This window comes from Flavobacterium sp. Leaf82 (assembly GCF_001422725.1).
Lineage (GTDB): Bacteria > Bacteroidota > Bacteroidia > Flavobacteriales > Flavobacteriaceae > Flavobacterium.
On record NZ_LMMA01000004.1, the window covers coordinates 1 to 23,880 of the forward strand.

Consider the following 23,880-nt stretch of genomic DNA (forward strand, 5'->3'; position numbering starts at 1 on the left):
TTATGTAATAATTTTTAATATTACGTTTTTATGTAATATTATTGGATATTACTAATATATGTAATAATATAATTTATGAAAATTATAGTTTTTATTTCTTTAAAAAAGAAACTAACTTAGCCTTCACTAAAGAATAAGCTTTGAATAAAGAAATCAAGATTATCGAATGTCCTCGTGATGCTATGCAAGGTATCAAAACTTTTATTCCTACTAAAAACAAGGTTTCTTATATACAGGCTTTGCTTAGAGTGGGTTTTGATACGATTGATTTTGGGAGTTTTGTATCCCCAAAAGCGATTCCGCAAATGCAGGATACGGCTGAGGTTCTGGCGCAACTTGATTTATCTCTAACCACAAGTAAATTGTTGGCAATCATTGCCAATACTCAAGGTGCAGCATTAGCAGCAGAATATGAACCTATCCAATATTTAGGGTTTCCTTTTTCTATATCTGAGAATTTTCAGATGCGAAATACACATAAAACCATTGCTGAATCTTTAATAACGCTGGAAGAAATTCTCGAAATCGCCGATAAAAAAAACAAAGAAGTCGTAACCTATCTTTCTATGGGATTCGGGAATCCGTACGGAGACCCATGGAATATTGAGATTGTTGGCGAATGGACAGAAAAACTGGCAGGAATGGGCGTAAAAATTTTATCGCTTTCTGATACTGTTGGCAGTTCGACGCCGGAAGTTATAACCTATTTATTTTCAAATTTAATCCCAAAATATCCTCAAATAGAGTTTGGCGCCCATTTGCATACAACTCCCAATAGTTGGTTCGAAAAAATAGATGCCGCTTCAAAAGCAGGATGTACCCGTTTTGATGGTGCGATTCAGGGTTTTGGAGGATGTCCAATGGCTACAGATAAGCTGACAGGAAATATGCCTACAGAAAAACTGATTTCTTATTTTACATCCAATAAAAAAGCAACCGGACTAAATTCATTGAGTTTTGAGAGTGCTTACAACGAAGCTTCTAAATTATTTGGTCAATTTCATTAAGAAAATTACTATATTTACTATCAGGCAGATAATAAGTAATGAGATAATAACGTTTGTTATTGTTTAGATACAGATTAAGCTATGAAAGTGAACTTTATAAATAGAATTTTTAAGATACTTCTTTTATCAAGCTTGTTTTTTTCATGCTCAAGCGATTTAGATTTTGACCAAACCAAAGATCTCAAATTAGAACCTGTTTTTGTTGCTAATCTCGCTTACTTTAATGTTCCAGCAACCCAATTTACAAATAGCGGAGGAGGACAAATAGCATTTGATGAACAGGGTTTTGATATTTTTAAAGAAAAGTTTTTCAGGGATAATCTGGTAAAAGCAGAACTTGATTTCGAAATAGAAAATACTATAATCAGGGCTTTTACAGTCGATATTTTGCTTCTTGATGCCAATAATCAAATTCTTGAAACCAATTCCTATCCAATTCCTGCCTATTCCGGAAGTTCAAATATTATCAATTACCCTACAGAAGTATTTGAAAATCAGCGATTAGATCTTTTGAAAAATACGGTTAAACTAGCTTTTTTTGTTAGAATGGCGCCTGGACCGGCACTAGATCAAAATAGTACAGGAAGTTTGAAATTAAGATCAGGTGCAATCGCTTATATGGAAATCCAATGAGAAAAATATATCTTATTTTAATCGTTCTTTTCCAACTTTCCTGTTTTGCCCAAAACAAAGAATTGCTGTACAATTTTACGTCTATTCCGCAATCGTCACTGGTAAATCCGGGAGCCGATGTTTCGTATAAATTCTATTTTGGGATTCCGGTTTTATCCGGAATATCAGCTAATTTAGGTTCCAGTAGTTTTTCGGCTTACGATTTATTCGCCAATAACGGAATCGATTTTAATGATAAAGTCCGCAACGTTATCAATAAATCTTCAGGCAAAGATAAAGCTCAGGTCAATCAACAGCTCGAAATATTCTCTGGCGGATTTAGAGTAGGAGGAGAGGATAGCCAGTCTTATGTTTCTTTTGGCGTTTATCAGGAATTCGATTTTTTAATGTATGTCCCAAAAGATCCTGCAATATTAGCATTAGACGGAAATAGAGATTATATAGGTAAATCATTTAATCTTGGTGACTTAAATGTGAGAGCTGAGGTATTGTCTGTTTTTCATGTGGGATTTCATAAAAAGCTAAATGAGAAATTGGTTTTGGGCGGTCGTGCAAAATTGTACTCAAGTGGAGCAAATGCAACATCGACTAAAAATTCAGGATATATTTTTACGGGGCAAAGTGCCGGAACACCAAATATTTATAACCAAATAATATCGTCTAATTTAGAACTTAAAACCTCCGGGATTGCCACCTTTACCAAAGATGAATACGAAGGAAGTATCCCAAAAGATATTGCCCGTAATACTTTTTTTAACGGAAGTTTAGGTTTGGGTATTGATGCCGGACTTACCTATTATTTTAAAGAAAATCTACAGTTTACGGCAAGTATTGTGGATCTTGGTTTTATAAGGCACACCAAGGATATTGAAACATTAACCTATAAAGGTACCTATAATTATCAGGGTGTAAATCCTAGTTTTGATCCGGCAGATGATCCTGAAAATGTCTTTGATGAATTCGAGAAAGCCATACCACGAGATACGCTTTATAATAAATATACGACCTGGAGACCAACAAAATTTTATTCATCACTTCAATATTCATTTGGCGAAGCACGTTATGACGGAGATTGTAATTGTAAAGGAAAAATCAATAGAAAATATGTCAATTCCGTTGGTGGACAGTTATTTATGATGTCCATGCCGGTTGAACCATTTGTGGCGCTAACGGCTTTTTATAAACGAAGCATCTTCGAAAAATTAGATGTTAAAGCCACTTATACATTCGATTCTTATTCTAATAAAAATATAGGTTTAGGAATTTCAGGAACACTTGGTAAACTCAATATGTACCTTCTCGTTGATAATATTCTGGAATATAAAGATGTTTCGAAAGCCAATAGTATAGCATTTCAATTTGGTTTTAACTTTGTTTTTCAGAATTCTGAAGATTAATTTTTACCATTTAAGTTATATAAGTTCATATAATTTTTCAAAGTCCGAAGTGATGAAGTTTGTCAGTTCGAGCGTTCCAAGACTTCGGGAGAGAACTATGCATAAAGTATAACAAATTGGCTAAAACTTAAATTTTCTTATTTAACTTATATGGTGATTTTTTTTAGAAGCAATTTCCTGCTGTACATTACAAGCACTCAGGCAAAACAACTTTTTTTCAAGGCCTCAAAAGAGCTTCCGCTGGTCGCTTTTTAAGACCGGAAAAAAATGATGTTTTACTTTCGTGGCTTTCCATTTCCATCAGGGCTAGGGCTTTCAAATTTGTAAGTACTTTCGTGTAAAGTTAATTTTATGAATAAGTTAGTAATCAAGTTTCCAATTTATTCACTATATTTGCACGCAATTCAACTAGAAATTGCAACATGATAGCACACAACTCCAAGATTATCGGCGAAGGTTTAACTTACGACGATGTATTATTAGTACCTAACTACTCTAATGTGCTTCCTCGCGAAGTGAGTATCAAATCAAAATTTTCACGAAATATAACATTAAACGTTCCAATAGTATCAGCTGCTATGGATACCGTTACTGAAAGTTCTATGGCAATTGCTATGGCACAAGAAGGCGGAATAGGCGTTTTACATAAAAATATGACAATCGAGCAACAAGCTGCGAAAGTTAGAAGAGTAAAACGTGCTGAATCAGGAATGATTATCGATCCGGTAACTTTACCAATGAATTCAACTATTGCAGATGCAAAAAATGCAATGAAAGAATTCGGAATTGGCGGAATTCCAATTGTTGACGAAAACAAAATCCTAAAAGGAATCGTTACAAACCGTGATTTACGTTTCGAAAAAAACGGTGCAAAACCAATCGCTGAGGTAATGACCAGTACAAACTTAGTTACTGTAGCCGAAGGAACTTCATTAGAACAAGCCGAAGTAGTTTTACAAGGACATAAAATCGAAAAATTACCGGTTGTAAATGCTAATTACGAACTGGTAGGTTTAATTACATTCAGAGATATCACAAAACTGACTCAAAAACCAATTGCTAACAAAGACGTTTTTGGACGTTTAAGAGTTGCTGCTGCAATTGGTGTTACCGGTGACGCTGTTCAAAGAGCAGAAGCATTGGTTGCTGCCGGAGTAGATGCCATTATTATAGATACCGCTCACGGACATACAGAAGGTGTAGTAAATACATTGAAAGAAATAAAATCAAAATTCCCAAATATTGATGTAATTGTAGGGAACATTGCAACTCCTGAAGCTGCTAAATATTTAGTAGAAAACGGAGCAGACGGAGTAAAAGTAGGGATTGGACCTGGTTCTATCTGTACAACACGTATCGTTGCAGGTGTTGGTTTTCCTCAATTTTCAGCAGTTCTTGAAGTGGCTGCGGCTATCAAAGGAACCGGAGTTCCGGTTATTGCTGATGGTGGAATTCGTTATACGGGAGATATTCCTAAAGCAATTGCTGCCGGTGCTGACTGTGTAATGTTGGGTTCATTATTAGCTGGAACAAAAGAATCTCCAGGTGAAACTATTATCTTCGAAGGTAGAAAATTCAAATCTTACCGCGGAATGGGGTCTGTTGAAGCTATGCAAACAGGTTCTAAAGACCGTTACTTTCAGGATGTTGAAGACGATGTTAAAAAATTAGTTCCGGAAGGAATTGTTGGTCGTGTTCCTTACAAAGGAGAATTAAACGAAAGTATGCTTCAATTTGTTGGAGGTCTTCGTGCCGGAATGGGATATTGTGGCTCAAAAGATATTCCGACTTTACAAGAAACTGGACGTTTTGTTAGAATAACCTCAAGCGGAATTACAGAAAGTCATCCGCACAACGTTACAATTACAAAAGAAGCTCCAAATTATTCAAGATAATTTTTAGCTTTCTATATAAAACAAAAAGGCATAAGATTAATTTCTTATGCCTTTTTTAATTTTATTACCTTTAGTTTTTTACTGTATGCAAAAACTCATTTGTTATTTTGTAATCTTTATTTTTAATTACAATTTTGTATTTGCCTTTATTTAGTATTAAACTGCCTTTTTTAGTATCATCTAAAATTTCGATAACATCCGCAGGTATTCCATCTTTTTCAAATTCATTAATTCGGTAAGCCATAACTAATGCCGGAAATTCCTTTATTTTAGAATTCGAAATATTGTAAATCTTTCTTTTTCCTGATAAAGTCATCCAGTCAGGGCTTTCATTATTATATTTTGTAATAGGATGTATTACTGCGCAGTCAATTTTTTTGGGATTATCAATCGCGCCATTAAATGTTTTACCATTCGAATCTACTAAGATTGCAGGGTAATTTAGATTTAGCATTTCTATATAAGGCTGATTTAATTTGCTGTCACCTCTTTCAGAATATTTAATTTGATCAATGGTAAATGGATTTATTCCGGTAAATTCAGTAAGTCTGCCTGCCATGGCTTTTTCCCAGGATTTAATTCCGGGTATTCCTTCAATGATATGATCGTATCCGCAATGAATTAAAAAATTTCCTTCAGGATTTTTCTCTATCCATTTAGCAATATTCTGCGCTTGTTTAATTTCTCTTTCTTTTCCGTTTAAATTTGGTGTATCAAAATCTTCATAGCCAAATACGGTAAATCCAATTTGTATCGCTTCATTTACTAAATTGCCAAATTGAGTTTCCTGTGTATAAAACCCGCTTTCTAAAACAGGAAATTTTCTTTTATTTATTAAGGTGTCATTGAGAGCTTCGATACCTAGAAATCGAAAACCATTGTCGTATAATCCTTTTAGTATTGATGTGGTAAAAACCCGATGTCTTGCATTATTGTGCGCTTCATTAAGCATGATAACTTTTTCATTCTTTGATCTGCTAATGATATAATTTACTGCATTTTCTGAATGAAATTCTTTAAAGTACAAACTGTCTTCGGTAGTAATTATTGGAATTTGGGCTCCGTTTTTATCCCAGGTTTCAAGTGCTTTTTTATAGTAACCACTAATAGAATGAGCTGTTGCTCCGGTTTGATATTTCCATTTTACAGTATCTTTTTCGATTTTGTAATTTATATCCTGAGAAAATTGATAGGTTTCTTTAGTTTGTGAATACAATTTTGTTGTTGAACAGAAAAGTATGAATACTAATACGGATATTGATTTCATTAATTATAGAAGATTTTTAGAGTTTTAAAAATAGAAAAAAATAACTGTCTTTTCCATAAAAAATAAAAAAGGCATAAGAAGTTAAATCTTATGCCTTTTTTTATGTTTAAATCTAAAAACTGCTAATATAATTCGTCAAAACTTATTAGCAGTTTTTCATTAGATTATATTATTTAAAGTGAAGCAGTTTGTTTTTCTGTTTCTCTAACTTTTTGATTCTCTAAAATTTTTTGGATAAAAGGTTGTACTTGAGTTTCAAGATCTGATTCTGAAATATCCAGAGTTTTTGGATCTTTGACTAATGCATACCATGGTTTTGGATCGCCAAATGGATAATTTCCAAAAACAATAACCGGAGTTCCTTTTACTTTTACGTTTTCTTTATCTTTTAAGATCCACTCATCTGCAAATTTATACAAGTATTTGGCATCGGTTTCCTGTAATCTTAAACAAGAATGTGATGCAGGATAACCTGGTAATTCATATTCATGAAAACCAACACCAAGTTTGTTTTCGATGTTAAAATTCCATTTTAAATCCCATTCGTCATTAAACGTACTGGTTGTTTTTTCGGCTTTCCAATTGGTGAAAAATAATCCTGTTGGAGTTGGATCTTTTTTTCTACCCATATTTGTTGGTCCTGTATATACTAATTCTCCATTTTCATAAGCAGCAAATGCCTGAGCAGGATAAGAGAAAATAATCACTTTCGAAACTTCTTCTAAAGCAGCTACATGCAAAGGAAACGGAAGATAATAAACGATATCCCCTGTAAAATCAGCGGGAACTATAACAGAATCCATTTTTGCAAAATTGGCTTTATCAGTTCTGTTTAAAGCATAAGCAATTTTAAGTTTACTGCTGTCGCCTTCATTTGTTTTTAACCATTCTTTTGTTTTCTCAAACTTATAAGAAACAGATTCGGGTTTTTTATATTCGATAGTTTTCTTTGGTTTTGCTTCTTTTTTTACTTCAGCTGATTCATTTTTTTTGCATGAACCTAATAAAACTAATACTAATAGTAATAAGATATTTGATGTGTAATATAACTTTTTCATAAACTGGTTTTTTATTACTGTAAAGTTATTTCAATAGTCGCTAAAAGGACTTACACAATTTTTTGAATTGTTTGTTTGATTCTCATTTTATTCAATACAATCCATTTCAGACAATTGATCCAGCAAAACTTTAAAAAGCTTTAATAAAGAATTTAAAACTGTAAGATCAGAAATCGTCTCATCTATAAAATAAGATAATTCGAATTCATTTGCCGGAAGTTCTTTTTCCCAAATTTCTTTTTGATTTGTAATTTGAATGTTGACGTCCTTTTGAAATTCGATGAGGTTTCTCAGTTCCTTATTACGTAATAATGTTTTTATTTTAAATTCATTATTGCTTTTAATGGTGTAAGTTTTATCAAATTCAGGATATCCAATTTCTATGTCTTGTGCTCCAAACAGTTTTTCAATTTTACGAGCAAATCCTTCACGATAAATTTCAAATTTAAAATTATCTTTTAAAATAATTGGAGTAATAACCCGTGTTAACTCAGTACTATATTTTCCGGACCATAAGGTATAATTATCAAAAATAATTGTCCAGTTTTTATATTCTATTTCAGTAGAGTCAGAGCGCCATGAATAACCTTCTTTAAAAGTTCCGTTTGTTTCGTTTGCGAATTCCTGCCAAATATTAAATTCAATCATCTGATATATTATCGAAGCGTTTAAATTAACCCCTTTATTTTAGCATGTTGCAATAACAAAATAGTTTTAGCATCTGTAATTTCACCGGATTCAATCATGTTGTAAGCTTCATCAAACGTATATTCCAGAACTTCAATATTTTCTTGTTCAGCATCTAATCCTCCGCCATCATTTACTTTCATTTTTTCGTCGTATTCGCCAACAAAAAGATATAAAATTTCTGTAACAGAACCCGGCGACATATAAGTCTCTATAACTTTCTTGACCTTTTGTAAACGGTAACCGGTTTCTTCTTCGGTTTCGCGAATGACGGCTTGCTCTGCATTATCCTGATCAAGAAGTCCGGCGCAAACTTCGATCATCATTCCGGTTTTATTTCCGTTAAGATAAGTTGGTAAACGAAACTGTCTGGTAAGGATTACTGTTTTTTTAGAGGAATTGTATAATAATATAGCAGCTCCGTTTCCGCGATCATAAACTTCACGAATATGAGATTCTACTTTGCCATCTTTCTTTTGATAATCAAAAGTTACTTTGTTTAGTATGTACCAATTGTCTGATAGTAATTTTGTTTCCGTAACCTTAATTTCTGGATTTCTCATGATTAGAAATGTTTTGTATAAAAAAACGCTCTGGTTATCAGAGCGTTTAGAGGTATTATTTAGTGATTGTTTGCTTTCTGTCTGGTCCAACAGATACGATCTTAATTGGCACTCCAACTTCTGCTTCAATAAACTCAATATATTCTTTTAGCTCAATTGGTAATTGATCGTAAGTTGTCAATCCTGTTAAGTCAGCTTTCCATCCTTTAAATTCTTTATAAACAGGAGTTACGTTTTCCGGCTCGATGTTATAAGGAAAGTGAGAAATGTTTTGTCCTTTATAGTTGTATTCTGTACAAACTTTCAAAGTTTCGAATCCTGAAAGAACATCTCCTTTCATCATCATTAATTGTGTAACTCCGTTTACCTGAACCGCATATTTTAAAGCTACAAGGTCTAACCATCCACAACGTCTTTGTCTTCCTGTAACAGATCCAAATTCGTTTCCAACTCTTGCCATTGTTGCACCAACTTCGTCAAAAAGTTCTGTAGGGAAAGGTCCGCTACCAACACGTGTAACATACGCTTTAAAGATTCCGTAAACTTCTTTGATTTTATTAGGAGCAATTCCTAAACCTGTACAAGCTCCGGCAGCAGTAGTATTTGATGAAGTTACGAAAGGGTAAGTTCCAAAATCAACATCTAATAAAGATCCCTGAGCTCCTTCGCATAAAATAGATTTACCTGCTTTTTGAGCTTGGTAGATATATTCTTCACTGTCAATAAAATCTAATTTTTTTAATTCTTCAACAGCTTCAAAGAACTCTTTTTCAAGTTCAGCTAAGTTATATTGAATAGCTACGTCATAAAAAGCAATCATTGCTTCATGTTTGTCAGCTAATGCTCTGTAACGTTCTTTAAAATCTTCTAATTCGATATCTCCAACACGTAAACCGTTTCTACCAGTTTTGTCCATATAAGTTGGCCCAATTCCTTTAAGAGTAGAACCAATTTTTGCTTTTCCTTTTGATGCCTCAGATGCTGCATCTAATAAACGGTGTGTTGGTAAAATTAAATGTGCTTTTCTTGAAATGATCAATTTGCTTTTGATATCAAGGTTAAATTTCTCTAAACCTTCGATTTCTTTTTGAAAAACTACCGGATCTATTACAACACCATTACCAATGATGTTTATTGAATTTTTATGAAAAATTCCAGAAGGAATGGTTCTAAGTACATGTTTGATTCCGTCAAATTCTAATGTATGTCCTGCATTTGGTCCTCCTTGAAAACGTGCGATAATATCATAATTAGAGGTAAGAACGTCAACAATTTTCCCTTTACCTTCATCTCCCCATTGTAATCCTAGTAATAAATCTACGGTCATTCTGTTTTAATTTGCGTTGAGGCAATTTGAGTTGCCCTACTGATTAATGTAGTTAATTTTCTTTTTTTTTATTTTGTAAATAATGCGTTTCCGGACTATTGTTTTTGTTTTTTGTTTCCGTAGAAATAAAGTGAATGATTCGTAATTTCGATATCAAATATTTCTTCGATTGTTTTTTTGATGGTTTGAATTCTTGGATCACAAAATTCGATTACCTCACCAGAATCAGTCATGATAATGTGATCATGCTGTTTATCAAAATATGATTTTTCGTAGTAAGCCTGATTTTGTCCAAATTGATGTTTTCTAACCAAAGCGCAGTCTAACAATAACTCGATCGTGTTGTATAATGTAGCTCTACTCACACGATAGTTCTTGTTTTTCATTTTGATATATAAGTTTTCTATGTCAAAATGCTCTTCGCTGTCGTAAATTTCCTGAAGTATAGCATAACGCTCAGGAGTTTTGCGATGCCCTTTTTGCTCAAGATACATTGTAAAAACATTTTTTACAATTTCTTGATTCCTAGTGTTGTCAGTTGAAATGAGTGTCATATCCGGCAAAGATAAATTTTTATTTTTAATGAATAAAAGTTTCGGGTTTAAAGTTTAACGTTCAGGTCTGTATTTGATTCATAATAACACATCAAAGACAGGTTCTTAGAGCATTAAATTTTAGAAAGTTCGATTGAACTTAATTAACATAATTATTTTTATTTATGAAAAAACTAACATTTTTTCACTAAGCTTTTGTCATATACATGTACCAGTTCCATTCCCAGGTTTTTCCGTTATCGTCAGACATAGCCTGACTCCAGACAGGATTATTTTCGTCTCTTGCATCCCAGCGAAAAACCTGTAAAACCTCTTTTCCTTCAAAAATGTCTTTAGAGAAAAAATGTCCAATCTTATTCTCAAAAGAACCAATTACGGGCTTGTCTAAAGTTCCGGTATTTGAATCTGACCAATATATACTCCACAATCTTGTGGCAGGATTAAATAATCTAACGGTCATTCCTTCAAAAGGTTCACCATCAAAAGTTGCAAGGAAATTATCAATATTACCAATTCCGTTTAAAATCTTGTACATTTCCTGAGTTGACGGAAATTCAATCCATTCTGTACAATTTGCAAATCTTTGTTTTAGTTTTTTATTTCTGATATTGGATTTTCCCTGAAAAAAATCAAAATCATCTTTTGACGAAGATTCAGAAGCAACAATTATAAGTTCTCCATTTTCGTCAAAATTTACTTTTGGAATTTCTATTTCTAAGGAATTGTTTATCATGAAAAAAAAATATTTATAGGAATGATTTAAGTGAAATAGGCACGATATGTATTCTTATTTTTGGCTTTAAGAATTTAAACTTTAGACCAATTTATGTTCTGTATTCTCTGGTAACTTTATCAACTCCATCAATTTTTTTAATGGCATTAATCATTTTCTTCAAAATAGTATTGTTCTGAACAATTACAGCAATCTGTCCATGAAATATTCCGGCATCTGTACTCAACGAAATGCTCTGAATATTTACGCTCATATTATTCGAAATTACTCTTGTTAACTGATTTGTAAGTCCTAAAACATCCATTCCGGTAATGTTGATAATGGCTTTAAATTCTTCTTGTGAAGAATCAATCCATTTGGCACTCATAATTCTGTAGGCATAATTTGATTGCATCCCAATAGCGTTCGGGCAATCTTTTTTATGAACTTTTATTCCTTCGTTAATGGTTACAAAACCAAAAACATCATCACCCGGAATTGGGTTACAGCAAGGCGAAAGTTTGTAATCTAATTTGTCATGCTCCGTTCCAAAAACCAGCATATCATAATTACTGCTGATTACAGGTTTATGAATATCATCAGCGGCTGTATTATCTTTATTTCTTTTGATTTTATTTTTAAAGAAATTGATAAACGTATTGCTTTTTTGCGCCGCGTAATCCTTTAATTGTTGATTTTCGATTGCGCCAATTCCAACTCTGTAAAATAAATCTAAACTCGTTTTTAGTTTAAAAAAGTTTACCAGTTCATTGATAACTTGTTCGCTGATCGTTATTTTTAAATGTCTTAATTTACGGGTAAGTAGTTCTTTTCCTTCTTCGGCAATTTTTTTCGTGTTCTCGTTAAGAACGTTTTTAATCTTATTTTTTGCTCTTGAAGTTGTTACATATTCTAACCAGTTTACTGTTGGTTTTTGATTTGCAGAAGTTATTACTTCGACCTGATCACCACTTTTTAATTCGTGATTTAGGGGAACCAAACGCCCGTTTACACGAGTTCCTCTGGTTTTAATTCCAATTTCTGAGTGAATACTAAATGCAAAATCAAGCGAAGTAGCACCTTTTGGCAATGATTTTATTTCTCCTTTTGGCGTAAAGACGAAGATTTCTTTAGAATATAAATTCATTTTAAAATCTTCTACAAAATCAACCGCATTGGTTTCCTGATTTTCCAGTGCTTCACGAAGTAAATTCAACCAGACATCTAAGCCACTTTCTTCGGTTGCTCCGTTTTTGTATTTGTAATGTGCTGCATAACCTTTCTCTGCAATTTCATCCATACGTTCGCTTCGTACCTGAACTTCTACCCAACGGCCTTTTGGTCCCATAACGGTAATGTGCAAAGCTTCGTATCCGGTTGATTTTGGAGAAGAAATCCAGTCTCGCAAGCGACTTGGACTTGGTCTGTAATGATCTGTTACGATCGAATAGATTTTCCAGGCGACAAATTTCTCGTCGTGCGGATCTGATTTGTAAACGATTCTTAAAGCAAATTTGTCATAAACTTCGTCGAAACTCACATTTTGAGCACGCATTTTTCTGCGAATCGAATAAATAGATTTCGGACGTCCTTTTATAATATAATCAATGCCTTCGTTATCTAAAGATTTCTTCAATACATCCGAAATATCTTTGATATAAGCATCTTGTTCTTCTTTTGTCTCTCTTATTTTGCTGACAATATCATTGTAAACAGCAGGTTCTGTATATTTTAAACCTAAATCTTCCAGTTTGGTTTTAATATTATAAAGACCCAAACGATGGGCGAGAGGAGCATAGATATAAAGCGTTTCTGAGGCAATTTTAGTTTGTTTATATTCTGCCATCGAATCCATTGTTTGCATGTTGTGCAAACGATCTGCCAGTTTAATCAGGATTACACGAACGTCATCGTTCAGTGTAAGGATCATTTTTCTAAAATTTTCTGCCTGCATAGAAGCATTCAGGTCTTTTTGAACCAACGAAATTTTGGTTAAACCTTCGACTAACTGAGCTACTTTTGGGTTGAATAATCGCTCAATATCCTCGACTGTTATTGGAGTATCTTCGACAACATCGTGCAATAAAGCCGCAGCAATTGAGGTCGCTCCCAAACCAATTTCCGAAGCAACAATTTTTGCAACTGCAATAGGATGAAAGATATACGCTTCGCCAGATTTACGTCTTTGTTCTTTATGCGCGTCAACGGCAACATCAAATGCCTTACGAATCAGTTTTTTATCTGCAGGACTTAAAGTCTGATAACTAATTCGAAGTAATTCTTTATACTCTTGGGCAATTGCTTTATTTTCTTTTTCAATATCTATTTCTATCATAACGGCATAGTTCAAGTACTAAAAATAGCAATAAGTTTGAACATACGCAAGGGAATGGAGCGTTGATTTTGGATTTCTGATTTCTGATTTCAGAGTATAGATTTTGTCCTGTCAAATAGAGCGGAGTCGAGATTCTTTAGTTAAAAAAGCATAATAGGAAAGATATTATAAACTATAATTTTAATTAAATCCTCTTTGACGTTTGGCTTCAAAAATTAAAATTGCGGCAGCTACTGAAACATTCATGCTGTCGATTTCGCCCTGCATAGGGATAATAATATTTTGAGTTGCAGCATCACGCCAATCCTGAGTTAATCCGGTAGCTTCTGTACCTACAACCAAAGCAGTTGGAGTTGTAAAATCCTGTGTATGATATGAGGTTGAATTTTGTAATGTTGCGCAGTAAAAATCAATCTTTTTCTCTTTCAAAAATGCGATGATTTCAGCCGTTGTTCCTGTGGCAATTTGATTGGTAAACAAACAACCAACGCTTGAGCGAACAATATTTGGATTGTATAAATCACTTTTTGGGTTTGCAATTAAAACGGCATCAAGATTTGCGGCATCTGCAGTACGTAAAAGAGCACCAATATTTCCCGGTTTTTCAGGTGCTTCGGCAACAATTATTAACGGATTATCAGATAATTTTAAATCAGATAATAACATTGATTTTGTTTTGGCTATAGCAAGAATACCTTCGGTTGTATCGCGATAAGCGAGTTTTTGGTAGACTTCTTTATTGATTTCGATTAATTGAACCGGAGTATTTACCAATTTATTAATTTCATTTTCAGTCACTAATTCCGGTAAAAACAAAACAGTTTCTATTTCGTAACCGCCTTTTATGGCTAGTGAAATTTCACGTAATCCTTCAATCAAAAATGTTCCGGTTTGTTTTCTGGCTTTTGCCTTTTCCTGCAGTAAAACGAGCGATTTTATAAACGGATTTTGTATTGAGGTAATTTGTTTCATTCTTAAAGGTACTGAGTTTCTAAGGTGCTAAGATACTTAGTTTTTTTTAAAATAGGGTCAAAGTGGCAAAGGTTGAAACGTTCAAATTTTTAAAATGATAAAAAAGTTTGCCACGAATTTCACGAATTTTCACGAATTTTTTTTCTCGTGATAAAGCAAAGTACTAATTCATGAAAATTCGTGAAATTCGTGGCAGAATATCTATTCTTCTTTAGAGTTACTTTCTTCAAGAAGTGCCGTTTCTTCTTCTTGTGGTCTTGATACAACCTGATCTTTTTTACCGAATAAGAATTTCTTAAGAGCTGCAAATGCTGCAATGATTCCAATTACGATAATTTTTCCAAATTTTGCCAGAATAGCAAAGAATCCAACTTTTGCCAAAACTTTTCCGGCTACTAAACCACCAATTGTCCAGGCGGCAACTGTATCTGTGTCAGCGTCAAAATCCAGATATTTGTGTCCGTCATTGAATTCTACACTTTTTAAAATTCCCGGAATATTCGCTTTTACTTCCGCAAGTTCATTCATTCCGGCAACTGCAGAGATGTTATACATTCCTTTTCGTCCTAAAACCCTTAAATCATAATTTAAGGTATTGGCTTCATCTTTTCCAAATTTCAATTCTTTTGCCCAGTGCAATACTTTCAAATTACTGTCATAATATGGTTTTGATGCCCAGCCTATTAATTGTACTTCTTCATAACCGCCTTTTTTGCGTTCTTCATTTTCTGCCAGAACATCTTCTTTCATGGTTTTTAGCAAATCGTCATAATCAATATCTCCTGCGTCATCATCTTTTACAAAACCATCTCCCTGATAACTAATTACAAACATCCAGCTATTGCTGTGTGTAACTCCTTTTCCGTCAGGAACCAGAGATCCTAAAACGGTTTTATCTTCGGGATTGCCCCATAAATTGCTTAAAACATTTTGGGTTTGTTCTGCATTTAGAAATTTAAATCCTTTAGGAACATTCAGTGTTCCTTCACCTTCTGATAAAGTGATTTTTCCGGTTTCGTATTTAAATGATTTTTCTATTTTGTCATAATAGGCTGCAATAGTATCGTTTTTTTGCGCTATTATTTTAGGAATGAAAATAGAAATTAAAAAAAGAAATAGTAGTGTTTTTTTCATTTGAATAAATTGGTTTTGGTTGATTATTATTTTGGTTGGTATAATTATTTTTCAAAAACTTCTGTGATCTCATTAGATACAGGATGCGATGTTGTAAAAGTGTATCCCATAATTTTTGCAATCGTTTGGGCGATTTGTTTTTGGTACAATTGCGAATCTGTTTTGATTTCGCCTTTTGCTGCAATTTCTGGTCCAATGGCAGCAAACCAAATTTGTGATGCGCCAGCAATGTCAGCACCATGATCTGTCCATTGCGTTTTTGTTTTGTCGCCACGACCATGATCAACCGTGATTAATAAAGTAGTTTTGTTTTTGTATTGTGGATCATTTTGTACAAAATCCCAGATTTCTTTGGTCCATTTATCAACTTGGTTTGCAGCGTCAAGATAGGATCTGTAATGCCCGGAATGTGCCCATTCATCTGTTTCTCCGTAAGCGATATAAAGTACTTTTGGTTTCTTGTTTTTCAGTTCATCCAAAGCCTGATAATGCGTAAAAACATCCAGACATTCATCTTCATGAAAAGGTTTGAACGAATTCTCACGCATTTCATTTAATAGTTTTTGATTCGCTGTTGGCTTATTTCCTCCCACATGATCAAAGGCAGAAATCACAGGAAAACCACTTCTTTGTTCGTTTAAGATCCTGTCAAAAGCATCCCAAGCTCCAAAAGCGGCAACTTTTCCTTTTAGTTTAGATTGTTGGTTTAAAAACTCCAAAACATTCACATTTGGATTTGCTTTATAACCGTTAGAATTGATAGCAACATCTACATTTCCGGTCATAATCTCGCTATATCCGGGATAACTAAACCAATATGGATTCGATACATCGACTTTATTTCCCAGATCACGATTGCCATAAATTTGTCCTTTCAAAGCAATTTCTGACCACAAAAAAGGCATGATTTTTTTGCGGGATTCCTTAAAGTCAGAACCTGAATATTTTTTATAAATATAAGTACTGTCGTTTTGATTGAATTTTTTATCACGGGCAATTGCAGGATCTATTCCTTTAAAGATTTCCTGCCATCTAAAACCGTCTGTGGTGATAACGATAATGTTTTCCGTTTTTTGTGCTAAAGATTTACAGCTTAATAAAATGAACAGAATTAGGATTGACTTTTTCATTTTTTATTAATTTGAAATTACATTGATTCGTTTGAATTTGTTTCAAAACTACTTAATTTAATCAATCAATTTTTACGTGATGACGTAATGTAACTATAAATTAATAAAGGATAAAAATTATAAAATTCCTCTCGCTTTAATCTCCAGATATTTATTTATGGTATCCAAAGTCAGGTTTTCCGGCTGAGTAAGCACAGAATAGATTCCGTATTTTTTGAGTTCGTTTGCGATTAAACGTTTTTCGAACATGAATTTTTCGGCAATTACCTTATCGTATATTTCCTGAATCGTGTCTGTTTTTTTGTTTATGATAGAATTCAATTCGGTATTACTAAAGAAAACGACAACTAACAAATGGCTTTTAGCAATTCCTTTTAAATAAGGTAACTGACGATTTAATCCATCCATCGTTTCAAAATTTGTATATAAAATAATCAAGCTTCTCTGATTGATGTTTTTCTTGATATCAACATACAAACGACTGTAATCGCTTTCGAAAAAATCAGTTTTGATGTTGTACAAAGTTTCCAGGATTTTTTGCATTTGCGAGGCTCTTTTCTCCGCAAAAACTCTGTTTTCTACTTTTTTAGAAAAGGCAAAAATTCCGGCTTTATCTTGTTTTTTCAGAATGACATTTGCTAAAACCAAAGTCGAATTTATAGCATAATCAAGCAAACTCAAACCATCAAAAGGCATTTGCATCACACGCCCTTTATCGATCGCCATGTAAACAGATTGTGATTTTTCGTCCTGAAACTGGTTCACCATCAGCGAATTTTTCTTTGCCGTTGCTTTCCAGTTTAAGGTTCTAAGATCATCGCCCTGAACATATTCTTTTATTTGCTCAAACTCCATTGTATGACCGATACGACGGATTTTCTTGATTCCGTATTGATATAAGTTATTCGAAAAAGCCAATAAATCGTATTTTCTCAACTGCATATAAGACGGATAAGTTGGGACCATTTTGTCTTTGTCGAAAGAAAATCTTCTGGAAATTAATCTTAAAGGTGAAGAAACGTAGACATTCAAATATCCAAAATAATATTCGCCACGTTCTGTTGGGCGAAGTTCATAACCAATTTCTTTTTGTTCAGAAGCTTTAATTGTTTTTACAATTTTAAAATCACGAACCTGAAACTGAAACGGAATTTCGTCTATAATTTTTACTGAAATCTTAAAAGTATAGCGGTTTTTTATACTGATTGTTACAGGATTTAAATCGCCATTTGACAGTTTTTCAGCTGTGATTCTTTCGGCTTCGATTCCTGTTCTGGTTGTATATAAAAGTAGAATATCAAGCCCTGAAAAAGTGAATAAAATTAAAACTACAAACCAGACGGCATTGTATAAATTCGGAAAAATAAAAGCACAGACAAACATTCCTATGATGCCCAAAAGCATATAGAAGAAAAAGTTATTGAGGTAAAGGCTTTTTATGAATTTCAATTTTAAAAAAATTAGGGTTAAAAGTCTTTCTTATTATATTCCGATGAAGCTTTTATAATCAAAACCGTCTAAAATGGCTATTTTCCAGATGCCATTTTCTTTGACAGCGGTTACTTTATATTTAGGGGTTTCTTTCCATTCTGTCCATGTCCAGTAAAAAGTAGCTTTATCATTTTGAATCTTTAAGTTGTTTACTTGTAGTGTTTTCCAATATTTCTCCGGATAATCCTGGCAATTACACCACGGGTTGCTATCAGAACCATATGGAGGCAAATCGCCAACTAAATATTCCATTTTATTGGTTTTTAGATTCTCACCAATTTTCAATGCAATTTTGTTGTAGTTATCAATAAATTGTTGTGCAAAAAAGTTCGACTTTTTTAGTTCTTCTATTATTTTATTGTGTGTTTTTGTGTTTAGCGCAATATATTTATCTCCTTTTTTATTTGCAACAACATCAAAATCAGTTTGTGTTTTTTTTGTTTCGATCCATTCATAGGTTTTTCTAATTAATGATTCGAGTTGTTGCTTGTCTGTTGCAAAATAAATTGATGTCTTGCTCGTATTCGCCTGTTTGATATTCATCGGTTTAAAACTCACCAACGTAATACAAAAAAGAAACAGAAAAAATAGTTTAGAATATTTCATTTAAAAAAGGTTTGTTATTAATTATAGCATTGAAAACTGCGACTGAAAACTATCTGGGAATCTCGACGGTTTCGATAATTTGTCTGATGATTTCAGAACTTGTAATTCCTTCCATTTCACGTTCAGGCGCAACAATTACACGATGTTGTAAAACCGGAATCGCAGCTTCTTTAATATCTTCGGGAGTTACAAAATCACGACCGCGAATGGCTGCAAAACCTTTAGCAGCGTTTAGGATTGCGATTGAGGCACGAGGCGAAGCTCCTAAATACAAAAAGGCATTTTCGCGCGTGTTTACTACAATTCTTGCGATGTACTCTAATAGATTTTGTTCTACTCTAATTTGTTTTACGAGAGCTTGATATTCTTTTATTTCTGCTCCGGAAAGTATGGTTTTTATGGCTTCTAATTTTCCGTGATCCTGTAATAAATGTTCTCTCTGAATGATTAGAATTTCTTCGTTAAGTTTAGGATAATCAATTGTGATTTTAAATAAAAAACGATCTAATTGTGCTTCCGGTAAACGATACGTTCCTTCCTGCTCAATTGGGTTTTGTGTAGCAATTACTAAAAATGGCGTTTCAAGCTGATAAGCAAATCCGTCGATTGTGATCTGGCGCTCTTCCATAACTTCAAAAAGTGCTGCTTGAGTTTTGGCAGGAGCACGGTTTATCTCATCAATTAAAATTAAATTCGAGAAAACAGGTCCTTTTTTAAACTCAAATTCTGAAGTTTTAAGATTAAAAATCGAAGTTCCTAAAATATCTGATGGCATTAAATCCGGCGTAAACTGAATACGGCTAAAGCCAATATTTAATGTTTTCGATAATAATTTTGCCGTAATAGTTTTGGCAACTCCCGGAACTCCTTCAAGCAAAACGTGACCGTTTGATAAAATGGCAACCAAAAGCTGGTCGATCATTTTATGTTGTCCAACAATAACAGTTTCAAGTTCTTTTTTGATGCTGTTTACGTGATCTAAAAGTGGCGTTAAATTTATTCTGGTTTCAAAATTCACATTTTCATTTGTGATTTCGTTTGATGTTGTATTGATATCGTCCATGTTTGGTCTGTTTGCTTTATATGTTGGTTACTTTTTGTCATTTCGACGAAGGAGAAATCACATCCAATATTCCGCAACGTTTTTTCTCTTTGCGCTATTTTACTTGTGTTCTCTTCGTGTGTGATTTCTCCTTCGTCGAAATGACAAGAAATCTTATTTTTTCATTTAATGTATAATTTTTTCTATTGCATTATTAATTCTAATTAAATCATCTTCAAGACTTCCGTGATAACTATTTCGATGTTCGTTGATCAAAAATACAAGTTCCTGAATATCGGTTTCACTTTTTCCTGTTTTATGATGCAGTTTTTGAATAAAAGTATCATCGAGTTTTGTGGTATCTATTAAATATTCTGTTCGTATTTTTTCTAAAAAATAAATAATCTTTTTGTCAATAATATTGTTGTGATCGCCTTCCTGATAATATAAATTACCAATTGTTTTGGTGAAATCTACAGTTGAGTTGGGCAAAGGTTTAAGAATTGGTACAATACGTTGTTTTCGTTTGGCATTAAAAATAATAAAAATCAACATTCCGATTAAAAAGAAATACCAAGCCCATTTTAATCCCGGCTGACTTAAAATATATCTTAAAGGTGATTGAGAAATATTTTCATCATTCTGACCTTTGGTATAGAAAAAAACATCGGCTTTGGGCAAATGCGATAATACATTTTCGGCGTATTGATAATGATCTGTTTTTAATAAATTAAAGTTTGTAAAAGCAACAGGCTGAGTATGTAAATAAAAATATCCGTTTCTATAAGGAACTTTTATATAATTTATATGTTTTTGTTTTGTTCCCTGATAGCCCAAAACAGTCGTATTTAAGGTGTCTATTTTAGAAAAATAATCTTCTAATGTTTGAGATAATTTATATTTTTTAGTTTTTAGCTTTTTATTTGCCAGCCATACAAAAGTATTTCCGGTGTTTTGAAAATCTGATTGAACTTCGATTTTTAAGCTGTCCAACAAATATTTAGGAAAATTTTTCATGCTTAAAAAAGCATTATTCCCGTGAGAGACAAAATAAAATATCTCTTTAATCGATTGTTCGTCAATTGTATTTGCTTCTGAGATGTTTATAAAATTGCCCTTTATTTTGTAGTTTTCTACCAGAGCATCTTCGTCATATTTTGAATCTAAAAATTCGTAAGGAGTTACGGTTGAGATTCTTTCTACTTTATTGTTTTTAAAAATACCACTAATTTCCTTGTCAAAAACATACAATCCGTAAGGAATTTTGTCGTTGACAGAGTAAGTTGGTCGCCAATCGATTGGCTTTGGCTGGTCGCGATCTATTATTAAAATCAAGGCTAAAATAAAAACCAGAACAGCAATGTAAATTTTCATGCTTTTATCCATTACTAAAGGTTTTTATGGCATTTTTAAATCTGTTTTCGGTTTTTATAAAGGAGTTTTCATCAATTTCGAATTCGCCATACCAGATATAATTGTACAAGTATGATAAATATGTAAATTCTTCTTTATGTGCAGATCTTTGCAGTTCGTATAAATAATCAGAATTTGTTTTTTCGATATCCCATTCGATATAATGATTTTGCGCCATTATTTTTAATAACCAAAGATAATAGTAGCGAATAGCAACTCTTTTTTCTCCGGACTGAATGCTTTCTTTGATTAATTTTTCGAAATCCAAAAGATGAATGTTCTTTTCGATATCAGAATAGTAAATATTTCTTTTACTCGAATTTTTGCCAAAAATCCATTGTCCTTCTTTATTAATCAAGGCCTTTACAATCAAATAAATCACAAAAACTATAATTAAAACAGCTATTGTTCTTAAAAAAACGGTAACAAAATCTACTGATGTCTGGGCGTTTTGTTCTTTAAAAACGCTTCTGTAAATACGGGCGAGCCATTCGATAAAACGTTGCCAAAGCGATTTTTCAGGTGCTTTTTGTTCGTAAACGAAATCTGATCCGGTATATTTTTTCTTGAAATTTTTAGCAAAGGTTTTGGTTTCTATAGTACTGGAATCAACCTGAATATCTTTTTCTGTATATTTTATGGATGCGACTTTTGGAAGTTCGGCTGTAGCCAAAGAATCCTGGGCATGCGAAATGCCAGAAAAGAACAGGAAAGATATAATGAGGAAAATTTTATTCATTATTGCTTCCAATTGATTCAATTTCAGTTGCTGAAATTTTATTTTCTGACTCTAAACTATAGTAGATAATTCCTTGATTAATAACTAATATGTTATTAAAGATATTACTCAATACAAGAATTAATACAAAGACAATTGTCAGGAGGATTATAATTATTGGGGAAACCTGAAAAGATGATTTTTCGAAATCAGGATTTGCTATAGCAAAGAAAATAAAGGCAAATATCCCCACAAAATAAAAGAACATGGTAATTGATGCCTGAATCATCTGGATGATAATCATTACTATAAAACTTGCTCCAATGGTAGACCAAAAATCTTCTTTTACTAAAAGGTAAGCATGATTTAAAGATTCAAAAAAGCTTCTGTCTTCTGTTAAATAGCTATAAAAGCTAAGATTGATAAAAGTAAAAATGGTAGGAATAGCAAGTATAATCAAGGGTATTCCCACTAAAACAAAGCAAAGAAAGAACAATGCAATTATAAGTATAAACAACGCCGGCATTACTATAAATAGAAGCCCAATGGTAAACTTAAATATTTTCCAGATGCTTTGTCTAAATGTTGCAAGTATCTCTTTTGCCGTAAAATCATTGTTGTTTTGTTGTGCTATTAATTTTAAATACAAAATTGGATAAGCAGAATTGAACATGGAAATAAGTACCACAATAATGATAGAAAAGATGGTAAAGCCTATTAAGACCGGAGAATTCTCCAGGTAATCTAAAAATTGATTGGGATTCGCTTTTTGTACCGCATCATTTGACAGAAACTGAAAATTAAGTTTTAAAAACCAATACATTAATGCACCAGTAACAAGTAACATTCCGGCATTTATGACAAAAAAAATCTTGAAAAAATGCTTTCCAAAAGATTTAAAAAAAGTAAATGAGTCTACTATATAGTCTCCCAGTTGTCGTTTTTTGTAAAGTTCAAACATTATAATGAGGTTGTTTTTTTGTGAACAATGAAGGGATAAACCAAATAATAAAATGAAATTATCCCTAACGTAAATAAAATGATAAAGCTGCTTAACCAATTGGGCATATCGATGGAATATCTGGTTATAAAACCTTCCAGAAATCCTGCGCTTATGGTAAAAGGAAATGTGCTCAGAAATATTTTGAAACTGTTTTTAAATCCTATTTTTAATGAATTTAATCTCGAAAAAGTTTTAGGAAATAAAATAGAAGCTCCTAAAATAAATCCGGCAGCACTTTCGATTACAATCGCAAAAATTTCCATAGATCCGTGAATCCAGATTCCGCGAACGCTTTTCCAGAAAACGCCCTGTTCGTAAAAAAAGTATTGAAAAGATCCTAACATCAGTGAGTTTTGAAGGAAGATGTAAAAAGTTCCCAACCCGCCAAAAATGCCGTAAATATAACATCTTGCGCCTACATAAAGGTTATTCATGGTTATGCCTACAAAACTTCCCCAGTTGCTTCCGGAGCCGTAAACTGCCATAGGATTTCCTTTTTTGATGTTTTCTAAAGTCATGTTTACATAACCGTCTCCTAAAATCAATCGCACGAAATTTTGATCATATCGGGCAGAAATGATTCCCATTGCAACAGTAAGAAAAAATAAAATAAAAGCATACAGCAAGTATCTTTTGTACTCATAGATAATTAACGGAACCTCGGTTTTAAAGAATTCGAGGAATCTGTTTTTCTCTGTTCTTTTGGTCTTGTAAATTTTTTGATAAATCTGCGAAGCAAGGTGATTTAGATAGACAACGGTCTTACTTTTTGGGTAATACGTTTGTGCATACGACAAATCATTCATCATTTGAATGTACAAATTTGCTAACTCATCAGGATTTTTTTTAGCTTTACCAAAAATAGCGAGCTCAAACTCCAGCCATTTTTCTTTATTTTGTTTTATGAAGGCAACTTCTCTCATTACAGGCTAAAAT

At 32.9% G+C, this 23,880-nt stretch carries 22 protein-coding genes; 4 read left to right on the forward strand and 18 right to left on the reverse strand.

Annotation, left to right across the window (positions count from 1 at the left end; translation table 11 throughout):
- Window positions 1-140 precede the first annotated feature (140 nt).
- The 4 genes from ASF10_RS04895 to guaB all read left to right on the forward strand — a co-directional run bounded on the left by ASF10_RS04895 (window position 141) and on the right by guaB (window position 4,932).
- Entirely contained in the window at window positions 141-1,007 is an 867-nt protein-coding gene (locus ASF10_RS04895; protein ID WP_056246164.1) for a hydroxymethylglutaryl-CoA lyase, read from the forward strand.
- An 81-nt stretch (window positions 1,008-1,088) separates the two neighbouring features.
- A complete protein-coding gene (locus tag ASF10_RS04900) occupies window positions 1,089-1,640 on the forward strand; it encodes a hypothetical protein (RefSeq protein ID WP_056246169.1) in 552 nt (183 codons plus the stop codon).
- Window positions 1,637-3,037 (forward strand): DUF5723 family protein, encoded by a 1,401-nt coding sequence (locus ASF10_RS04905; RefSeq protein ID WP_056246171.1) that lies wholly within the window; start codon window positions 1,637-1,639, stop codon window positions 3,035-3,037. The genes ASF10_RS04900 and ASF10_RS04905 overlap by 4 nt, the downstream gene beginning before the upstream one ends.
- 422 nt (window positions 3,038-3,459) lie before the next feature.
- Window positions 3,460-4,932 carry an IMP dehydrogenase gene (gene guaB / locus ASF10_RS04910; protein WP_056246172.1) on the forward strand — a complete coding sequence of 491 codons (1,473 nt, stop codon included), beginning with the start codon at window positions 3,460-3,462 and terminating at the stop codon, window positions 4,930-4,932.
- Between the two features lie 70 nt (window positions 4,933-5,002).
- Here the strand turns inward: guaB and ASF10_RS04915 are convergent, their stop codons facing one another.
- The 18 genes from ASF10_RS04915 to ASF10_RS05000 form a co-directional block, all read right to left on the reverse strand.
- Window positions 5,003-6,199 carry a hypothetical protein gene (locus ASF10_RS04915; protein WP_056246174.1) on the reverse strand — a complete coding sequence of 399 codons (1,197 nt, stop codon included), beginning with the start codon at window positions 6,197-6,199 and terminating at the stop codon, window positions 5,003-5,005.
- Window positions 6,200-6,372: 173 nt separating this feature from the next.
- Complete coding sequence (locus ASF10_RS04920; protein WP_056246177.1) at window positions 6,373-7,257, reverse strand: L,D-transpeptidase; 885 nt, start codon at window positions 7,255-7,257, stop codon at window positions 6,373-6,375.
- 87 nt (window positions 7,258-7,344) lie between these two features.
- Window positions 7,345-7,905, reverse strand: coding sequence for a hypothetical protein (locus ASF10_RS04925; RefSeq protein WP_056246180.1), 561 nt, complete (start codon window positions 7,903-7,905; stop codon window positions 7,345-7,347).
- A gap of 20 nt (window positions 7,906-7,925) precedes the next feature.
- Entirely contained in the window at window positions 7,926-8,507 is a 582-nt protein-coding gene (locus ASF10_RS04930; RefSeq protein ID WP_198529566.1) for an NUDIX domain-containing protein, read from the reverse strand.
- Between the two features lie 55 nt (window positions 8,508-8,562).
- Window positions 8,563-9,834, reverse strand: a complete 1,272-nt coding sequence (locus ASF10_RS04935) for an adenylosuccinate synthase (protein WP_056246181.1) — start codon at window positions 9,832-9,834, stop codon at window positions 8,563-8,565.
- 95 nt (window positions 9,835-9,929) lie between these two features.
- On the reverse strand, window positions 9,930-10,388 hold the full coding sequence (locus ASF10_RS04940; RefSeq protein WP_029268726.1) for a Fur family transcriptional regulator: 459 nt from the start codon (window positions 10,386-10,388) through the stop codon (window positions 9,930-9,932).
- Window positions 10,389-10,575: 187 nt separating this feature from the next.
- Window positions 10,576-11,121 (reverse strand): hypothetical protein, encoded by a 546-nt coding sequence (locus tag ASF10_RS23880; RefSeq protein WP_082472384.1) that lies wholly within the window; start codon window positions 11,119-11,121, stop codon window positions 10,576-10,578.
- 91 nt (window positions 11,122-11,212) lie between these two features.
- On the reverse strand, window positions 11,213-13,435 hold the full coding sequence (locus ASF10_RS04950) for a RelA/SpoT family protein (RefSeq protein ID WP_056246183.1): 2,223 nt from the start codon (window positions 13,433-13,435) through the stop codon (window positions 11,213-11,215).
- A gap of 180 nt (window positions 13,436-13,615) precedes the next feature.
- Window positions 13,616-14,407, reverse strand: a complete 792-nt coding sequence (locus ASF10_RS04955) for a TrmH family RNA methyltransferase (protein WP_056246187.1) — start codon at window positions 14,405-14,407, stop codon at window positions 13,616-13,618.
- A 201-nt stretch (window positions 14,408-14,608) separates the two neighbouring features.
- On the reverse strand, window positions 14,609-15,541 hold the full coding sequence (locus ASF10_RS04960; RefSeq protein ID WP_056246190.1) for a DUF2167 domain-containing protein: 933 nt from the start codon (window positions 15,539-15,541) through the stop codon (window positions 14,609-14,611).
- Window positions 15,542-15,585: 44 nt separating this feature from the next.
- Complete coding sequence (locus ASF10_RS04965; RefSeq protein ID WP_056246194.1) at window positions 15,586-16,671, reverse strand: phosphoglyceromutase; 1,086 nt, start codon at window positions 16,669-16,671, stop codon at window positions 15,586-15,588.
- Window positions 16,672-16,788: 117 nt separating this feature from the next.
- Entirely contained in the window at window positions 16,789-18,075 is a 1,287-nt protein-coding gene (locus ASF10_RS04970; protein ID WP_056246196.1) for a DUF58 domain-containing protein, read from the reverse strand.
- A gap of 78 nt (window positions 18,076-18,153) precedes the next feature.
- Window positions 18,154-18,705, reverse strand: a complete 552-nt coding sequence (locus ASF10_RS04975) for a hypothetical protein (RefSeq protein ID WP_241774904.1) — start codon at window positions 18,703-18,705, stop codon at window positions 18,154-18,156.
- Between the two features lie 112 nt (window positions 18,706-18,817).
- Window positions 18,818-19,831 (reverse strand): AAA family ATPase, encoded by a 1,014-nt coding sequence (locus ASF10_RS04980; RefSeq protein ID WP_056246202.1) that lies wholly within the window; start codon window positions 19,829-19,831, stop codon window positions 18,818-18,820.
- A 165-nt stretch (window positions 19,832-19,996) separates the two neighbouring features.
- Window positions 19,997-21,184 carry a DUF4350 domain-containing protein gene (locus ASF10_RS04985; protein WP_241774905.1) on the reverse strand — a complete coding sequence of 396 codons (1,188 nt, stop codon included), beginning with the start codon at window positions 21,182-21,184 and terminating at the stop codon, window positions 19,997-19,999.
- Between the two features lie 4 nt (window positions 21,185-21,188).
- Window positions 21,189-21,962 carry a hypothetical protein gene (locus tag ASF10_RS04990; protein WP_056246208.1) on the reverse strand — a complete coding sequence of 258 codons (774 nt, stop codon included), beginning with the start codon at window positions 21,960-21,962 and terminating at the stop codon, window positions 21,189-21,191.
- A complete protein-coding gene (locus ASF10_RS04995; protein ID WP_241774906.1) occupies window positions 21,955-22,788 on the reverse strand; it encodes a hypothetical protein in 834 nt (277 codons plus the stop codon). Before ASF10_RS04995 ends, ASF10_RS04990 begins: the two co-directional genes overlap by 8 nt.
- A gap of 113 nt (window positions 22,789-22,901) precedes the next feature.
- Complete coding sequence (locus ASF10_RS05000) at window positions 22,902-23,867, reverse strand: stage II sporulation protein M (protein ID WP_056246214.1); 966 nt, start codon at window positions 23,865-23,867, stop codon at window positions 22,902-22,904.
- Between the last annotated feature and the right edge of the window lie 13 nt (window positions 23,868-23,880).

What these genes read in the sequence shown, in the direction of transcription:
- ASF10_RS04900 (WP_056246169.1), top strand. Translation starts at nt 1,089, where the DNA reads ATGAAAGTGAACTTTATAAATAGAATTTTTAAGATACTTCTTTTATCA.
- ASF10_RS05000 (WP_056246214.1), bottom strand. Translation starts at nt 23,867, where the DNA reads ATGAGAGAAGTTGCCTTCATAAAACAAAATAAAGAAAAATGGCTGGAG.
- ASF10_RS04955 (WP_056246187.1), bottom strand. Translation starts at nt 14,407, where the DNA reads ATGAAACAAATTACCTCAATACAAAATCCGTTTATAAAATCGCTCGTT.
- ASF10_RS23880 (WP_082472384.1), bottom strand. Translation starts at nt 11,121, where the DNA reads ATGATAAACAATTCCTTAGAAATAGAAATTCCAAAAGTAAATTTTGAC.
- ASF10_RS04925 (WP_056246180.1), bottom strand. Translation starts at nt 7,905, where the DNA reads ATGATTGAATTTAATATTTGGCAGGAATTCGCAAACGAAACAAACGGA.
- ASF10_RS04905 (WP_056246171.1), top strand. Translation starts at nt 1,637, where the DNA reads ATGAGAAAAATATATCTTATTTTAATCGTTCTTTTCCAACTTTCCTGT.
- ASF10_RS04995 (WP_241774906.1), bottom strand. Translation starts at nt 22,788, where the DNA reads ATGTTACTTGTTACTGGTGCATTAATGTATTGGTTTTTAAAACTTAAT.
- ASF10_RS04915 (WP_056246174.1), bottom strand. Translation starts at nt 6,199, where the DNA reads ATGAAATCAATATCCGTATTAGTATTCATACTTTTCTGTTCAACAACA.
- ASF10_RS04975 (WP_241774904.1), bottom strand. Translation starts at nt 18,705, where the DNA reads ATGAATATCAAACAGGCGAATACGAGCAAGACATCAATTTATTTTGCA.
- ASF10_RS04985 (WP_241774905.1), bottom strand. Translation starts at nt 21,184, where the DNA reads ATGAAAATTTACATTGCTGTTCTGGTTTTTATTTTAGCCTTGATTTTA.
- ASF10_RS04940 (WP_029268726.1), bottom strand. Translation starts at nt 10,388, where the DNA reads ATGACACTCATTTCAACTGACAACACTAGGAATCAAGAAATTGTAAAA.
- guaB (WP_056246172.1), top strand. Translation starts at nt 3,460, where the DNA reads ATGATAGCACACAACTCCAAGATTATCGGCGAAGGTTTAACTTACGAC.
- ASF10_RS04950 (WP_056246183.1), bottom strand. Translation starts at nt 13,435, where the DNA reads ATGATAGAAATAGATATTGAAAAAGAAAATAAAGCAATTGCCCAAGAG.
- ASF10_RS04970 (WP_056246196.1), bottom strand. Translation starts at nt 18,075, where the DNA reads ATGCTTTTGGGCATCATAGGAATGTTTGTCTGTGCTTTTATTTTTCCG.
- ASF10_RS04965 (WP_056246194.1), bottom strand. Translation starts at nt 16,671, where the DNA reads ATGAAAAAGTCAATCCTAATTCTGTTCATTTTATTAAGCTGTAAATCT.
- ASF10_RS04990 (WP_056246208.1), bottom strand. Translation starts at nt 21,962, where the DNA reads ATGAATAAAATTTTCCTCATTATATCTTTCCTGTTCTTTTCTGGCATT.
- ASF10_RS04980 (WP_056246202.1), bottom strand. Translation starts at nt 19,831, where the DNA reads ATGGACGATATCAATACAACATCAAACGAAATCACAAATGAAAATGTG.
- ASF10_RS04930 (WP_198529566.1), bottom strand. Translation starts at nt 8,507, where the DNA reads ATGAGAAATCCAGAAATTAAGGTTACGGAAACAAAATTACTATCAGAC.
- ASF10_RS04960 (WP_056246190.1), bottom strand. Translation starts at nt 15,541, where the DNA reads ATGAAAAAAACACTACTATTTCTTTTTTTAATTTCTATTTTCATTCCT.
- ASF10_RS04935 (WP_056246181.1), bottom strand. Translation starts at nt 9,834, where the DNA reads ATGACCGTAGATTTATTACTAGGATTACAATGGGGAGATGAAGGTAAA.
- ASF10_RS04920 (WP_056246177.1), bottom strand. Translation starts at nt 7,257, where the DNA reads ATGAAAAAGTTATATTACACATCAAATATCTTATTACTATTAGTATTA.